This is a genomic window from Mycobacterium sp. NGS50, assembly GCF_059812545.1.
Genome location: NZ_JCALCW010000003.1, coordinates 92,179 through 107,732, shown reverse-complemented (window position 1 = coordinate 107,732; position 15,554 = coordinate 92,179). Strand labels below are relative to the sequence as shown.

Below are 15,554 nucleotides of genomic sequence, written 5' to 3'. Positions count from 1 at the left end.
ATGATCAAATCCGTCAACGGCCACCAACCCGAAGTCGACGACACCGCCTGGGTGGCGGACAACGCCACCGTGGTGGGGCGGGCCCGGATCGGCGCCGGAGTCGGCATCTTTTATTCGGCGGTGGTGCGCGCCGACGTGGAAACGGTCGACATCGGCGTGGACTCCAACATTCAAGACGGCTGCGTGCTACACGCCGACCCGGGATTTCCGCTGACGGTCGGGTCGCGGGTCTCGGTGGGGCACAACGCCGTTCTGCATGGCTGCACCGTCGCCGACGACGTCTTGATCGGGATGGGGGCGACGGTCCTCAACGGCGCGCAGATCGGCACCGGCAGCCTGATCGCCGCCAACGCGCTGATCCCCGAGGGCATGCAGGTGCCGCCCGGATCGCTGGTCGCCGGGGTGCCGGGCAAGATCCGCCGCGAGCTGAGCGAACAGGAACGCCAGCACATCACGCTCAACGCGCAGGTCTACATGGCGCTCAAGGATCAGCACGACGACAGCCGCCGGTGAGTTCTAGGCGTCGGCGGCGAGCTGTTGCCGCTTGGTGATCGTTGAGCGCACCGAGTGGCCAAGCGAGATGAACGCCGGCAGCAGCGCCGGGCTCAGCACAATCGCGAAGACCAGCAGCATCGGAAAGAGATTGATCATGGTGTGTCCCCTTGCATCGTCGGTCCAGTGATTTCTGGTGTGACGAAGGTCTCAGGACAGCGCGTCTCTGGTTAGGTTCCGATGAACGACGTTTGCCTCGGGTTTTGGACACCCGCACAAACGGTGCCCCCGCGGTCAGTCGCTGGCAGCGCCGAACCAGGACAGGTAGCGCAGCGCCAAGTCGATATGGGTGCGGCGTTCGTTGAGCGTATGCCCGAGCAATTCCTCGGCCTGAGACAACCGGTACCGCACGGTGTTTTTGTGCACGATGAGCGCGGCGGCGGCAGCATCGACGTTGCCGCCGTGAGCCAGGTAGGCAGCGACGGTTTCGCGGATCCGCGAAAGCGCGGGGCTGTCGCCGCCGAGGCCTTTGAGCTCGCGGCGTACCAGGCTGCGCGCGGCGTCGTGGTCGGCCGACATCAAACCGATCAACTCCACGTCCGCATAGCTGGTGCACCGTCGCGTCGAGCCGGAGTCGATGACCACGCGTTGCGTGTCGCGGGCCTCACGGTGGCTGCTGCGAAAACCGGCCAAATCGGCCGCGGGTATTCCGGCGGCCACCCGCACCCCGGGGTTGGTCAGGGACTCCACCGCGGCGCCGATCGCCGCCGGGTCCGTCGACGCGGGCACCGCCAGCCAGGCCCACACCTCGCGCTGTCCAGCCGACAACACCAACGGTTTGCCGCCGCCGACGTGCTCGGCTATCGCGGCTGCGCCGCCACCGAGTTCGGTGACCGGGTCGGTGCCGGGCGTGTCGGCGTCGAGCCACAGCACCAGCGCCACATGGACGGCGCGCACCCGATATCCCAGGTCGCGGGTGGCAACCTCGGACGCGACAGGCTCCCCGCGCAGGAGGGCATGGATGGTCGCCGCCCGCCGCGCCAGCATGCCGTGCATGGTCGCCTCGCGTTCGTCGAGGTAGACCTGGATCAGTTGTTCGATCGACGAGTCGATCCAGAACACCGCCCGCTCCCACAGGAACACCAGCACTGCGGTTCGGGTGGGGTCGGCCAGATCGGCCGTCAGGTCCCGGAAGTAGGCCCACACCGCCCGGTAGGCCACCCGGTACACCTTTAACAGCACGCCCAGGTCCAGTTGGCGGCGCGCAATAGACAACGCCAAGTCGACCGCCTGCGGCGGCAGCAGCAGCTGCATCTCATCGCGCTGCAGCAGCCCGACAAATGTGCGGAAATGGGCGCTGGTGCTGGCATGCAATTCCGCCGCCAGCGCCGGATCATCGCGCACCTGCGGCACTTGCTCAAGGATGGCCGCGTCCCACTCGCCCGTCACGCGCCGGATCTCTTCGGGGCCGCTGACCGATTCGACGAACCCGGCGAGCCAGTCCCGCACCAACGACGCACTGTCCGGTTCGTCCGCCACGCGCGGCTGCCTTCCCACTCGGTATTTGGACAAAAGTACAACCGGCGGCCGCAAGTGTGGCACGAATGCTCAAGAGCGGGTGACCATGTCGGTGGTGTCCTTGTGTCGCGGCGAAGCGGCCGCAATCACATCCGCCTCTCGACAGTTACCGAGGTCACCGTGCAGTTCAACGAATCCTTCGACTACGTGGTCGTCGGCGCGGGCAGCGCCGGCGCGGTCGTCGCCAGCCGCCTCACCGAGAACCCCGCAACCCGGGTGCTGCTGCTGGAAGCCGGCCCCGCCAACCGGGCGCTGGAAATCTCGATGCCGGCCGCCTTCGCCAGCTTGTTCAAGACCCGTTGGGACTGGAACTACCAGACCACCGCCCAGCCCGGCCTGGCCGGGCAGCGCGCCTACTGGCCGCGGATGAAAGCGTTGGGCGGGTGCTCATCGATGAACGCGATGATGTACATCCGCGGTGCCCGCGACGATTTCGACGGCTGGGAACGGGATTTCGGTGCGAGCGGGTGGGGCTACGACGCCGTCCTGCCCTATTTCGTGCGCGCCGAGACGAACAGTCGCTTCACCGGCCCGCTGCACGGCACCAGCGGCCCCCTGCACGTTGAGGACCGGCGGTTCACCCATGAGCTCAGTCACGCCTGGGTGGCTTCTGCGGTCGCCGGTGGGTTGGCCCGCAACTCCGACTTCAACGGCGCCAGCCAACTTGGTGCCGGCTACTACCAGGCCACCTGTCACCGTGGGCGGCGCTGGTCCACCGCGGAGGCCTACCTCGGCGTCGATGTCCTGGCCCGGCCGAACCTGACCGTGCGCACCGACGCGCTGGCCACCAACCTGACACTGGCCGGTACCCGCGCAACCGGGGTCAGCTATCTGCAGCACGGGCAGTTGCGGCACGCCGCCGTCGACGCGGAGGTCGTGCTGTCTGGCGGGGCGATCAATTCCCCCCAACTGCTCATGCTGTCCGGCATCGGCCCCGCCGATCACCTAAGCGATGTCGGCATCGAGGTCGCCGTCGATCTGCCCGGCGTGGGTGCCAATCTGCACGACCACCCGGTCGCGACGATGGTGTGGCGCACCAGGGGCACCACCGATATCGCTGTCGATCACGTCACCCCGGCGCGGATGCTGCAGTGGCAGCTCACCGGACGCGGCCCATTGTCGACCAATGTGGGTGAGGCGGGCGGGTTCATCGCCACCCGTCCCGACTTGGCCGGCCCCGATATCCAGTTCATCGCCGCCCCGACCGGCTTCTACAACAATTGCCTGCACGAACCGGAGGGGCGGATGTTCACCACCGGTGTCACCCTGATCGACGTCGCCAGCCGTGGCCGGTTGCGGCTGACCGGGGCAGACCCGAGGTGGCGGCCGCTGCTCGACCCGGCCTATTTTGCTGAGGCCGTCGATCTGCAGGCGATGATGGCCGGCTGCCGCCAGGCCATCGCGATCGCCCGCGGCGGCCCGCTGGCCGCGTTGATCGACGGGCCGTTGCTGCACGCCCGCGATGACCTCGACGACACCGAGTTGCGCGAGTTCGTTGCGCGCTGGACGCAAACCCTGTTCCATCCGGTGGGCACCTGCGCCATGGGCACCGGCGACCAGGCTGTAGTAGACGCCGAGCTGCGCGTGTACGGCGTTGACGGGCTGCGGGTCGCGGACGCCTCGGTCATGCCGCGGGTGACCCGCGGCAACACCAACGCCCCAACCATCATGATCGGGGAAAAGGCTGCAGACTTGTTGCGCGGCAATATATCCCAAACCACTGAACAGATGTCAGTTCCAGAGCTGGAGTCCGCGAAATGACTGTTACCGATCCGCGCACCGCGACCACTTTCGATGTCCGCAATCCGGGCACCGGTGAAACCATCGCCAGCTATCCCATCCAGGACGGCGTCTCAGTGCGTGCCGTCGTCGAGCGAGCTCGTGTCGCCGCCGAGTGGTGGAATGGCCTGGGCTACCCCGAACGCCGACGGCGGTTGGATGCGTTTCGCGGTGTAATGGCCCGCCGTGCAGCCCGGTTGGCCGACGTGATGCATGAGGAGATGGGTAAGCCGCACTCGGATGCGCACCTCGAGATCGCGCTGACACTCGACCACATCGCCTGGGCCGCCAAGAACGCCCACAAGGTGCTGGGTCCCCACCGGGCAGCCACCAACCCACTGATGGTTCACCTCGCCGGGACGGTCGACTACCGGCCGCTCGGTGTCGTCGGGGTGATCGGTCCGTGGAACTATCCGGTGTTCACCCCGATGGGATCGATCACCTATGCACTTGCAGCCGGCAACGCAGTGGTGTTCAAGCCGAGCGAGTTCAGTCCCGGTGTCGGCGCATGGCTGGTCGAGGTGTTCAGCCAGGTGGTGCCCGAATACCCGGTGCTGCAACTGGTCACCGGTGACGGCGACACCGGGGCGGCGTTGTGTCGCAGCGGGGTCGACAAGATCGCGTTCACCGGGTCCACGGCCACCGCCAAACGGGTGATGGCCGCGTGCGCCGAGACGCTGACCCCGCTGGTCGTCGAGGGCGGCGGCAAGGACGCGCTCATCGTGGATGCAGACGCTGACATCGACGCCGCCGCCGAAGCCGCGGTGTGGGCGGCGATGTCGAATGCCGGGCAGACCTGCATCGGAGTGGAACGGGTCTACGTGCACCAGGCCGTCTACCAACCGTTCGCCGAGCGGGTTGCCGCGTTGGTCACCGGGTTGCGTGCCGGAACCGACCCGGCCGCCCACATCGGACCGTTGACCATGCCCACCCAAAGGGACGTCGTCGCCGCCCATCTCGACGCCGCCCGCGGCGACGGTGGCACCGTGCTCGCCCACGGCGGCGGAGAAACGGGTGGCCAACTGGTGCAACCCCTGGTGCTGGTGGATGTGCCGGAAACGTCCATCGCAGTTACCGAAGAAACCTTCGGCCCCGTCTTCACCCTGCGCCGAGTGCGGGACATGGCGGAGGCCATCGCCTTGACCAACAACACCCGCTACGGGCTGGGCGCCACCGTCTTCAGTCGACGCAACGGACCCGGGATCGCCGCCCGTGTTCGTTCCGGAATGGTTTCGATCAATACGGTCTTCGGGTTCGCCGCGCTGCCATCGGTGCCGTTCGGTGGTGTCGGTGCGTCCGGGTTCGGCCGCATCCACGGCCCCGACGGCCTCCGCGAGTTCTGCTACGCGCACGCCGTGGTTCGGCAGCGCTTCGCGTCGCCGATCGCACTGCTGACGTTTCGGCGCACTGCCCGAACCGATGCGCTCCTCGGCAAGATCGTCGCCTTGGTCCACGGGCGCAAGTAATCGGCCCGCCTCGTCACCGACTGATTCTGATGCGCCGGCTCCTCGGCGGGCCGTTTCGGCCCACCTCGTCACCGACTGATTCTGATGCGCCGGCTCCTCGGCGGGCCGTTTCGGCCCACCTCGTCACCGGACGAGCAACCAGCCCTGGGTGTGCCGGTAGAACGTCGAGCGTTTCACCGTCCGGCGCCCCGGCACACCGTCGCTGACCACCGCCGCCCCGGTGGTACCCAGCTGCGCCGCCCGCCCGGCAACCCAACGGCGCCGGCCCGCGACCCGCGCCCGCAGGCCGGGCAGCGTCAGCGTCGGCTCGATCCGAACCCCGGCCGCGTCACCGTCGAACAGAACGGTGTCGTCCACCACCGCCTCGCCGTGCAGCCCCCGCGCGCCGGCGGGCGGCAGCCACCGCGCCGCACCGACCAGGACCGTGGCGGTGTCGTCGCGGATCAGCGGAACCCGGTGCGCTGATCCGCGCCGGGCTCGCCGCGCGGCGCGGAGCCCGGATGCCAGCCGGTAGGCGCGGGTGGCCGCGGTGCGCCGTCGCGCGACGTAGCCGACCTCCACGTCGAACGCCTCGACACGCAGCAGTCGGCTCAACACCGCTGACAGGTCGGCGTCCGCACCGACCACGATCAGTCGCCGGTGCTGCGTCAGGGCGGCGTCGATCGCATCCGCGCCGCTGATGCGTCGTGACGGCAGGCCGGTCAACGGGCGCGGCAACCGCGCCCGATCGTCGAACACCAGCACTGCTGTCTCCGCGGTCTCTGTGCTCACAATGGTGTTTTACCGGGTCCGGGCAAACGGCTGAGATAGGGTGGGTCACCGGCTGACCACAATGAGGCGGGCGCGACACCCGCTGAACAACCTAAGCGGGAGACATGCCGGCAATCGTCCTGATCGGCGCCCAATGGGGCGACGAGGGCAAAGGTAAGGCCACCGACCTGCTCGGTGAGCGCGTGCAGTGGGTGGTGCGCTATCAGGGCGGCAACAACGCCGGGCACACCGTCGTACTGCCTAACGGGGAGAACTTCGCACTGCACCTGATCCCGTCGGGGGTGCTGACCCCCGACGTCACCAACGTCATCGGCAACGGCGTGGTGGTCGATCCGGGGGTGCTGCTCGACGAGCTCAGCGGACTCGAGGCCCGCGGAGTGGACACCACCCGGCTGTTGATCTCCGCCGACGCGCACCTGCTGATGCCGTACCACGTGGCGATCGACAAGGTGACCGAGCGCTACCTGGGCAACAAGAAGATCGGCACCACCGGCCGCGGCATCGGGCCCTGCTACCAGGACAAGATCGCCCGGATCGGGATCCGGGTCGCCGACGTGCTCGACCCCGAACAGCTCGCCCACAAGATCGAGGCCGCGTGCGAGTTCAAGAACCAGGTACTGGTCAAGATCTACAACCGCAAAGCACTCGAACCCGAACAGGTCGTCGAGGACCTGCTGGCGCAGGCCGAAGGCTTCAAACACCGCATCGCCGACACCCGGCTGCTGCTGGGCAATGCGCTGGAGGCGGGGGAGACGGTGCTGCTGGAGGGCTCCCAGGGCACCCTGCTCGACGTCGACCACGGCACCTATCCGTATGTGACCTCGAGCAACCCGACCGCCGGCGGCGCGGCCGTCGGCTCCGGCATCGGGCCGACCCGGATCACCACCGTGCTGGGCATCCTCAAGGCCTACACCACCCGCGTCGGGTCGGGGCCGTTCCCGACCGAGCTGTTCGACGAGCACGGCGCCTACCTGTCCAAGACCGGCGGTGAGGTGGGGGTCACCACCGGCCGTGCCCGGCGCTGCGGCTGGTTCGACGCGGTGATCGCGCGCTACGCCACCCGGGTCAACGGCATCACCGACTACTTCCTGACCAAACTGGACGTGCTGTCCAGCCTGGAAACCGTGCCGATCTGCGTGGGCTACACGGTCGACGGCAAGAAGACCGACGAGATGCCGATGACGCAGAGCGAACTGGGCCGCGCCCAGCCGGTGTACGAGGAGCTGCCCGGCTGGTGGGAGGACATCTCCGGGGCCCGCGATTTCGCGGACCTGCCCGCCAAGGCCCGCGACTATGTGCTGCGGCTCGAGGAGCTGGCCGGTGCGCCGGTGTCGTGCATCGGCGTCGGCCCGGGCCGCGATCAGACCATCGTGCGCCGCGACGTCATCCGGGAATCCCGGTGAGCGAGCCCGAAGAACTCGACCCCGACTACCGCAAGCACGGCGGCTTCCCGCGGTACGAGGCAGCGCAGCCCGGACCCGGCTTCGGCCGGTTCGTCGCCGCGATGCGCCGCCTGCAGGACCTCGCGGTGTCCACCGACCCCGGCGGCGACACCTGGGACGACGCCGCCGAACGCGCCGAGAACATGATCAAACTGCTCGACCCGTTCCAGGTGCCTGAGGGCGTCGCCCCGGCCGGGCGGGTCCCGTCGCTGCCGGGCATGGGCAGCCTGCTGTTGCCGCCGTGGAAGATCACCCGATTTGATCCCGACGGGGTGGAGATGCGGGGCCAGTTCGGTCGCTACTACGTCGGCGGCAACTACGCGGTGCACGGCGGGGTGCTGCCGCTGCTGTTCGATCACCTCTGCGGGATGGTGGTGCACGCCGCGCAACGCCCGATCAGCCGGACCGCGTATCTGCATGTCGACTACCGCAAGGTCACCCCGATCGACACCCCGCTGAAGGTTCGCGGCCGCATCGACTCCAGCGAGGGCCGCAAGGCGTTCCTGTCCGGTGAACTCACCGATGAGGACGACACCCTGCTGGCCGAGGTCAACGCCCTGATGGTCCGGCTGCTGCCCGGGCAACCCTGACCTGTTCGTCGAGCATCCGACATTCGGCGCGGTCGAGGCCGTCCCCTTATCCTTGAACACATGGTCGAGCGCTGGAGGGAGCAACCGAAATCCGGCAGTCGGCACACCCGCTCCGACGCTGGCGGTGGTCCGGAAACCCCGGCGACCGATCCGATCCGGGCCGACGGTCCGGCCCCGGCTGCCACCGAGGTGATGCCGGCCGCGGACGCCGCCCCGGAGACTGAAGCCATCCCCGCGGGTGATGGCGCGCCGGCGACCGAGGCGATCCCGGCGGGCGACGCCACCCCCACCCCCAACAGCGGCACCTGGACCCGGATCCTGCTGCTCGGAGCGGAGGAGACCAGCCGCGACGTGGTGATCGCGCTGCAGCGCCTCGGTGCTGAAGTCATCGTCGCCGAGCGTCACTCCGGCACCCCGCGGATCGCCGACCGGTCGGTGGTGGTCGATGCGGCGAACGCCGACCAGTTGGCCGCGACCATCGCGCGGCTGCAGCCCGGGTTCGTGGTGGTCGCCGGCTCGGATCCGATCGCGGCCGAGGCGCTGGGCGCCGCCGCCGAGGCCGGGTCGACCGCGGTGATCCCCAGCGTCCGCGGCGCCCGGCTGGGTGCCGACCGGGAGGGGATGCGACGGATGGCCGCCGACGAACTCGGCCTGCCGACCGCGCCGTTCTGGTTCGCCGGCTCTGTCGAGGAACTTCGCGCGGTCGCCGAACACGCCGGGTTCCCGATGCTGGTCAAGCCGGTGACCGCGGCACGCGGTGAGGGCGTGTCGCTGATGCTGCGGCCCGACGACGTCGTACCGGCCTGGCAACGTGCGGTCACGACCGGCGCCGGCAAGGTGATGGCCGAGACGCTCGTGGAAGTCGACGACGAGGTCACGCTGCTGACGGTGCGCAGCGTCGGCGCCGACGGGCCGACGCTGGACTTCTGTGCGCCGATCGGGCACCGCCAGGTCGACGCCGACGGTCGGCCCACGCTGGAGTCCTGGCAGCCACAGCCGATGAGCGCCGCCGCGCTTGACGCCGCCAGGTCGATCGCCGCCCGCGTCGTCACGGCCCTCGACGGACGCGGCGTGTTCGGGGTCGAGCTGATGATCCACGGCGACGAGGTGTACTTCTCCGATGTCACCGTGCATCCCCAGGACACCGCCCTGGTGACCCTGCGCAGCCAGCGTCTTTCGGCGGCCGAATTGCAGGCCCGGGCGATCCTGGGCTTGCCGGTCGACACCATCATGATCTCGCCCGGGGCGGCCCGCGTCATCTATGCCGACGGCGAGGCGGTCGAAGCGACGGCGAACGGTCCGGGGCCGGCCGCCGCGCTCGCCGGGGCGCTGGCCGTCCCGGAGACCGATGTGGCGGTTTTCAGTCATGACGACGGCCATCCGCGGCACCGGCTGGGTGCGGCGGTGGCCACCGGATCGGATGTGACGGTCGCGCGTGCCCACGCCGAGCGGGCGTGCGCGGCGCTGACCAAGCGGTGGCCGTGATGAGCACCGCCACCGCCGATGTGCCAGACTTTCGCGGGTGAGCTACGCAGGAGATATCACACCGCAACAGGCCTGGCAGCTGCTCAGTGACAACCCGGACGCGGTGCTGGTCGATGTGCGCACCGATGCCGAATGGCGCTTCGTGGGGGTGCCGGATCTGTCCGATCTCGGACGCGACGTGATCTACATCGAGTGGAACCGCTACGACGGGCAGCACAACGAGAGCTTCGTCGCCGACCTGTTGGAACGGGTCCCAGTCGCCGGCCCCGGGGAGCGGCCGGTGGTATTCCTGTGCCGCTCCGGCAACCGCTCCATCGGTGCCGCGGAGGCGGCCACCGCCGCGGGGATCGCCCCGTCCTACAACGTGCTGGAAGGGTTCGAGGGAAACCTCGACGAGCACGCCCACCGCGGGGTCGGCGGATGGCGCACCGTCGGCCTGCCCTGGAGGCAGTCATGACACCCTCGGTCCGCACGCCGGATCCGTTGCCCGACGGCGTCAGCCAGGCCACCATCGGGGTCCGCGGCGGCGTGCTGCGCTCGCAGTTCGCCGAAACCGCCGAAGGGCTCTATCTGACCTCCGGTTATGTCTACGACTCCGCCGAAGCCGCCGAGCAGGCGTTCACCGGCGAGGTGGACCGCTTCGTGTACTCGCGCTACGGCAACCCGACCATCAGCATGTTCGAGGAGCGGCTGCGGCTGATCGAGGACGCCCCGGCCTGCTTCGCCACCGCCAGCGGGATGGCGGCCGTGTTCGTTTCACTGGGCGCGCTGCTGGGTGCCGGCGACCGGCTGGTCGCGGCGCGCAGCCTGTTCGGGTCGTGCTTCGTGGTGTGCAACGAGATCCTCCCGCGCTGGGGTGTCGAGACGGTATTCGTCGACGGCGACGACCTGAGCCAGTGGGAGCAGGCGCTGTCGGTGCCCACCACGGCGGTGTTCTTCGAAACGCCGTCCAACCCGATGCAGTCGCTGGTAGACATAGCCGCGGTCACCGAAATGGCGCACCGGGCCGGCGCGAAAGTGGTGCTGGACAACGTCTTCGCGACTCCGCTGCTGCAGCAGGGGTTTCCGTTGGGTGTGGATGTGGTGGTGTACTCGGGCACCAAACACCTCGATGGCCAAGGCCGGGTGCTGGGTGGGGCCATCCTCGGCGATAAGGAATACATCGGCGGTCCGGTGCAGCAGCTGATGCGCCACACCGGCCCGGCCATCAGCGCCTTCAACGCCTGGTTGCTGCTGAAAGGCCTTGAGACGCTGTCGCTTCGGGTCCAGTACAGCAACTCGGCCGCGTTGCGTATCGCCGAGTACCTGGAGCGTCATCCGGGTGTGCGCTGGGTGCGCTACCCGTTCCTGCCGTCGCACCCGCAGTACGACCTGGCCAGAAAGCAGATGTCCGGCGGCGGCACCGTGATCACCTTCGAGCTTGATGCCGCTGAAAACGAGGCCAAGCAGCGCGCTTTCGAGATGCTCAACAAGCTGCAGCTGATCAACATCTCCAACAACCTGGGTGACGCGAAATCGCTGATCACCCACCCCGCCACCACCACGCATCGCGCGATGGGCCCGGAGGGGCGTGCGGCGATCGGCTTGGGCGATGGGGTGGTGCGGATCTCGGTTGGACTCGAGGCCACCGATGATCTGCTCGCCGACCTGGATCACGCGCTGGGGTAGCGGACCCAAACTGGTGCCGAGTGGCACTTTGACGACGCGACACGCCAGGCAAGCGTCGTGAAAGTGCCACTCGCGGGGGAAGCGGGAAAGGAGAGCCGCTAACCCGCTTCCTGCTCGGCGTGCTCGGCTTGTTCGGCCGCCGCCAGGGCGCCGCGCTGCTGTTCGGCCGCACGGGTCATGGCCAGCCGGGCATAGATCATCTGGCTGGTGATCGCCATCTCGCCGCGGCCGCGGCCCAAAAACGTGATGGACCAGTGGAACAGCGTGGTGATCCGGTTCTTGAACCCGACGAGGTACAGCAGGTGCAGTACCAGCCACGCCAGCCAGGCGATGAAGCCGCCGAACTCGATTCGGCCCACCTTGGCGACGGCGCTGAACCGCGAGATGGTCGCCATACTGCCCTTGTCGAAGTACTTGAACGGCGCGCGGTCCGCGGGATCGTCATGGCCCCGGATGGACTGCTTGATCAGCTTGGCCGCGTATTTCGAACCCTGGATTGCGCCCTGCGCCTGCCCGGGGACGCCCGGCACCGCCATCAGGTCGCCGACGACGAAAACGTACGGATGACCCTTCACCGACAGGTCTGGCTGCACGACTACTCTTCCGGCACGGTCGATCTCGGTGCCGTCGGACTGATCGGCGACCATCTTGCCCAGCGGGCTGGCCTGCACGCCGGCCGCCCAGACCTTGCAGGCGCACTCGATGCGATGCTCGGTGCCGTCCTTGTCCTTGACCGTGATGCCCTGGTAGTCGACGGCGGTCACCATCGCGTTGAGTTGCACCTCGACGTCCATCTTCTCCAGTCGCCGCTGGGCCTTGAGGCCCAGCTTTTCGCCCATCGGCGGTAACACCGCAGGTGCCGCGTCCAGCAGGATCACCCGGCAATCACTGGGCCGGATGGTCCGAAACGCACCCGCCAGGGTGCGTTCGGCGAGCTCGACGATCTGCCCGGCCACCTCGACGCCGGTGGGCCCGGCGCCCACCACCACAAAGGTCAGTCGGCGGTCGCGTTCGGCGTGATCGGTGGTGACCTCGGCCACCTCGAACGCACCCAGGATCCGGCCACGCAACTCCAGCGCATCGTCGATGGTCTTCATGCCGGGCGCGTAGGTGGCGAAATGGTCGTTGCCGAAATAGGACTGCTGCGCGCCGGCGGCGATGATCAGGCTGTCGAACGGGGTGACGGTGTGGGTGTCGACCAACTTCGACGTCACCGTCTTGGCGGCCAGGTTGATGTCCTCGACGTCGCCGAGCAGCACCCTGGTGTTCTTTTGTCTGCGCAGAATCAGCCGGGTGGTGGGGGCGATCTCGCCCTCGGACAGGATGCCGGTGGCCACCTGATACAGCAGCGGCTGGAACAGGTGTGTGGTGGTTTTGGAAATGACCGTGACGTCCACATCGGCGCGTCTGAGCGCCTTGGCCGCGGTCAGGCCGCCGAACCCGGACCCGATGATGACGACGCGGTGGCGCCCAGGCGCAGGCGTGTTCATCCGACCCGGCTCCAGGGACGAGCGGTGACCTCGGTCATCTCCAGTGCCTTGGCGGTGTACACCCGATAGCCCAGATGTGGTCGATACCCGTGTATTTCGGGGGTATCCAGGCTGGCGATGAAGGAAAGGATCGCGGTGCTGAACACCTGACCGGGAACCAGTACCGGGAAGCCCGGCGGATACGGGGTGACGAAGGTGGCCGACACCACCTGCTCGCCGGCCTCGATCCGGTCGGTGATCTCCTCGGAACTGAGGTATTCACACAGGTTGTCGTCGTAGCCGAGGTAGAAGGCGCGGCGCACATCGCCATCGGGTGTCACGGTGTCGCCGCCCTTCTCCACGAACGCGGAGTGGAATCCGCTGAAGTCGGGCAGCGGCGCCGAGGGGTTGGTCAGCCGCTGGACCGCCCGCTCGTGTCGGGCGCGGTCGCCAAGTCCCATATCAGTGATCCTGTCGTCGAGTTCGTGAGCGAATTTCACCAGTACCTCAACCAGGTAGGCAACCGAGCTGCGGGTGGTTCCGATGTTGGTCATGAACAACACGGTGTTGCGGGAGGTCTTGTTGATCTGCACGCCGTATCGGTCCATCAGTTCGGCGCGTTTGAAGGTGTCGCCGTCGATGCCGGTGGGGCCGACGTAGAGCGTGATGCGGCTCGGGTCCAGTACGAACTCGTCCTGTTCCCAGGCGGTTGCCATGTTGTGCAGGCCGCTGCGCAGCGGCTGGTCGATCGCCGACGGGCGGTAGCTGTCCGGGATCATCTCCGCCGTCGACAGGCAGTGCATGTAGCGGCTCAGCAACGGGTGGTTGTCGATCGCGTCGCGCAGCTGCATCGCGTTCTCCACCTGCTTTTGCACCAGCTCGACGCCTTCCAGGTCGGCCTGTCGGCGGCCCACGTCCAGTGACGCCAGCACCTGATAGTTGGGCGAGGTGGAGGTGTGCGCCATGTAGGCCTCGTGGAAGGTCTCCTGCACCTTCTGGTCGAAGTCCTGGTCGAACACGTGGATCATCGACCCCTGCCGCAGCGAGGTCAACGTTTTGTGGGTGGATTGGGTGGCGTACACCCGCACCCGGGCGCGTGCCGGATCGGGGAGTAGCCGGGTGTTCAGCAGCGTCTCGTTATCGGCGCCGGCCATCGTGGCGGCGTACTGCTCGTAGGCCTGTCGGTAGTTCTCCGAGCGCAGTTTCTCGCGCAGCGCCTGCGCGGAGTACATGCCGGTGCGCCGGCGGTAGATGTGGTGGAAGCGGGCGAACGCGAACCAGGCCTCGTCCCAGAGGAACACCAGGTCGGGTTTGATCGCCAGGCATTCCTCCATCACCCGCTGCACGTCGTAGACGACGCCGTCGAAGGTGCAGTTGGTCAGCGTCAACAGCTTGACCCGATCCAGTTTGCCGGCGTCACGCAGCGTCAGGAGCCGGGATTTGATCTCGCGCAACGGAACTCCGCCGTACATCGAATACGGGTTGAGCGGGTAGGCCTCGAGGTAGGTGACCTGGGCGCCGGCCATCATCAGACCGTAGTGGTGCGACTGGTGGCAATTGCGGTCCACCAGCACGATGTCGCCGGGCGCGATCAGCGCCTGTTCGACGATCTTGTTCGCCGTCGACGTGCCGTTGGTGACGAAATAGGTGTGCCGGGATCCGAACGTGCGGGCGGCCAGCGCTTGCGCGTCGCGCAGCGGACCGGTGGGTTCCAGCAGCGAATCCAGCCCGCCGCAGGTGGCTGAGGTCTCGGCCAGGAACACCTCCAGGCCGTAGAAGCGGACCATGTCGTTGATCCAATGCGAGTTGACGATCGACTTGCCCTGCGAGATCGGCAGCGCGTGGAACACCCCGGTCGGCCGGTGGCTGTATTCGCGCAGTGCGGAGAAGAACGGGGTCTTGTACCGCGCGGCGACGCCGTCGAGCAGACACAGGTGCAGGTCCAGCGAGCCCTCCCCGGCGTGGAAGACCCGGCGGAAATGCTGGCCGAGCCGGCCCGCCACATCTTCCACCTCGATCTCGGTCATCAGGTACAGGTCCAGTTCCGGGCGGGTATCGGCCAGGGAGCGGGCCAGGATCTGGGCGCGTTCCTCCGGCGAATGGTCAGCCAGATCCTCGGCGACGTGCGCGTCGACGAACTCGGCCAGCGCGGAGAGGTCCCGGCGGGAGCGGTGCGAGAACCGTCGTCGGATCACACAGGCCTGCAGGTTCACGTTCAGCCGGGCCGCGATCACCGCCTCGTCGCCGCTGCCGACCACCACCAGCTCGTAGATGAACTGGTCGTCGGGGCGGCGCCAACTGCGCACCTCGTCGCGCAACTCGCGTTGTTGCGCCTCGGTCATCGTCTCGACCACCAGCACCTCGAAGTACGGCCGGGCCGGCCGTTCCGGGCGTCGAACGACGCTGGCGTCAGCTTCCTCCTCGGCGTCGACCGGGGAGTCCAGGGTGCCGCTGCGGTAGGACTCGGTGACCAGCGCGCGGTTGATCCGGGCCACCGTGCGGGCGAACTTGCCGTAGCTGCCGGTGCTGAACAGCCGTTGGATCTGGCCGAACACCGCGCTGCCCGGAAATGCCCAATATCGTTCGAATGGGCGCAGTTGAGTCAGCAGCGCATCGACGGTGCCGATCAACGGTTCGCTGTCGCGGCCTCGTCCGGAGGCGTTGGCCAGCCGTTCGCTGGCCTCCTCCAATCGGCACCAGGCATCGGCGCGGAATTGCCACACGCTGTTGTACGCCCGCGGATTGACCTCAGCCATCAGAGCCTCCCACCCTTGAGCACTGTCCTCAGGCTAGGCGGCTTGCGACGTTCAAGCG

13 protein-coding genes are annotated in these 15,554 nt (G+C 68.0%); 8 read left to right on the top strand and 5 right to left on the bottom strand.

Annotated features, from left to right (window positions below):
• Positions 1-513 carry a gamma carbonic anhydrase family protein gene (locus AC5Y36_RS03525; RefSeq protein WP_500039461.1) on the top strand — a complete coding sequence of 171 codons (513 nt, stop codon included), beginning with the start codon at positions 1-3 and terminating at the stop codon, positions 511-513.
• Positions 514-516: 3 nt separating this feature from the next.
• On the opposite strand, the gene AC5Y36_RS03520 is transcribed toward AC5Y36_RS03525, so the two are convergent.
• Complete coding sequence (locus AC5Y36_RS03520) at positions 517-651, bottom strand: hypothetical protein (protein WP_500039460.1); 135 nt, start codon at positions 649-651, stop codon at positions 517-519.
• A 135-nt stretch (positions 652-786) separates the two neighbouring features.
• A complete protein-coding gene (locus AC5Y36_RS03515; protein WP_500039459.1) occupies positions 787-2,031 on the bottom strand; it encodes a PucR family transcriptional regulator in 1,245 nt (414 codons plus the stop codon).
• Positions 2,032-2,190: 159 nt separating this feature from the next.
• On the opposite strand from AC5Y36_RS03515, the gene AC5Y36_RS03510 reads away from it, so the two are divergent.
• Positions 2,191-3,831, top strand: a complete 1,641-nt coding sequence (locus tag AC5Y36_RS03510; protein ID WP_500039458.1) for a GMC family oxidoreductase — start codon at positions 2,191-2,193, stop codon at positions 3,829-3,831.
• Positions 3,828-5,315: an aldehyde dehydrogenase family protein gene (locus AC5Y36_RS03505; RefSeq protein WP_500039457.1), complete on the top strand. Its 1,488-nt coding sequence runs from the start codon at positions 3,828-3,830 to the stop codon at positions 5,313-5,315. Before AC5Y36_RS03510 ends, AC5Y36_RS03505 begins: the two co-directional genes overlap by 4 nt.
• Positions 5,316-5,438: 123 nt before the next feature.
• On the opposite strand, the gene AC5Y36_RS03500 is transcribed toward AC5Y36_RS03505, so the two are convergent.
• On the bottom strand, positions 5,439-6,089 hold the full coding sequence (locus AC5Y36_RS03500; RefSeq protein WP_500039567.1) for a peptidase M50: 651 nt from the start codon (positions 6,087-6,089) through the stop codon (positions 5,439-5,441).
• Positions 6,090-6,190: 101 nt separating this feature from the next.
• Here AC5Y36_RS03500 and AC5Y36_RS03495 point away from each other — a divergent pair, with 101 nt between their 5' ends.
• The 5 genes from AC5Y36_RS03495 to AC5Y36_RS03475 are packed head-to-tail and all read left to right on the top strand — an operon-like array spanning position 6,191 to position 11,271.
• Positions 6,191-7,489, top strand: coding sequence for an adenylosuccinate synthase (locus AC5Y36_RS03495; RefSeq protein ID WP_500039456.1), 1,299 nt, complete (start codon positions 6,191-6,193; stop codon positions 7,487-7,489).
• Entirely contained in the window at positions 7,480-8,118 is a 639-nt protein-coding gene (locus AC5Y36_RS03490; protein WP_500039566.1) for a PaaI family thioesterase, read from the top strand. Before AC5Y36_RS03495 ends, AC5Y36_RS03490 begins: the two co-directional genes overlap by 10 nt.
• 60 nt (positions 8,119-8,178) lie before the next feature.
• Positions 8,179-9,603 carry a formate-dependent phosphoribosylglycinamide formyltransferase gene (purT, locus tag AC5Y36_RS03485; protein ID WP_500039455.1) on the top strand — a complete coding sequence of 475 codons (1,425 nt, stop codon included), beginning with the start codon at positions 8,179-8,181 and terminating at the stop codon, positions 9,601-9,603.
• Between the two features lie 37 nt (positions 9,604-9,640).
• Positions 9,641-10,060, top strand: a complete 420-nt coding sequence (locus tag AC5Y36_RS03480; RefSeq protein ID WP_500039454.1) for a rhodanese-like domain-containing protein — start codon at positions 9,641-9,643, stop codon at positions 10,058-10,060.
• Positions 10,057-11,271: an O-succinylhomoserine sulfhydrylase gene (locus tag AC5Y36_RS03475; protein ID WP_500039453.1), complete on the top strand. Its 1,215-nt coding sequence runs from the start codon at positions 10,057-10,059 to the stop codon at positions 11,269-11,271. The genes AC5Y36_RS03480 and AC5Y36_RS03475 overlap by 4 nt, the downstream gene beginning before the upstream one ends.
• A gap of 98 nt (positions 11,272-11,369) precedes the next feature.
• On the opposite strand, the gene AC5Y36_RS03470 is transcribed toward AC5Y36_RS03475, so the two are convergent.
• Positions 11,370-12,761, bottom strand: a complete 1,392-nt coding sequence (locus AC5Y36_RS03470) for an NAD(P)/FAD-dependent oxidoreductase (protein ID WP_500039452.1) — start codon at positions 12,759-12,761, stop codon at positions 11,370-11,372.
• Complete coding sequence (locus AC5Y36_RS03465) at positions 12,758-15,496, bottom strand: aminotransferase class I/II-fold pyridoxal phosphate-dependent enzyme (RefSeq protein WP_500039451.1); 2,739 nt, start codon at positions 15,494-15,496, stop codon at positions 12,758-12,760. The genes AC5Y36_RS03470 and AC5Y36_RS03465 overlap by 4 nt, the downstream gene beginning before the upstream one ends.
• Between the last annotated feature and the right edge of the window lie 58 nt (positions 15,497-15,554).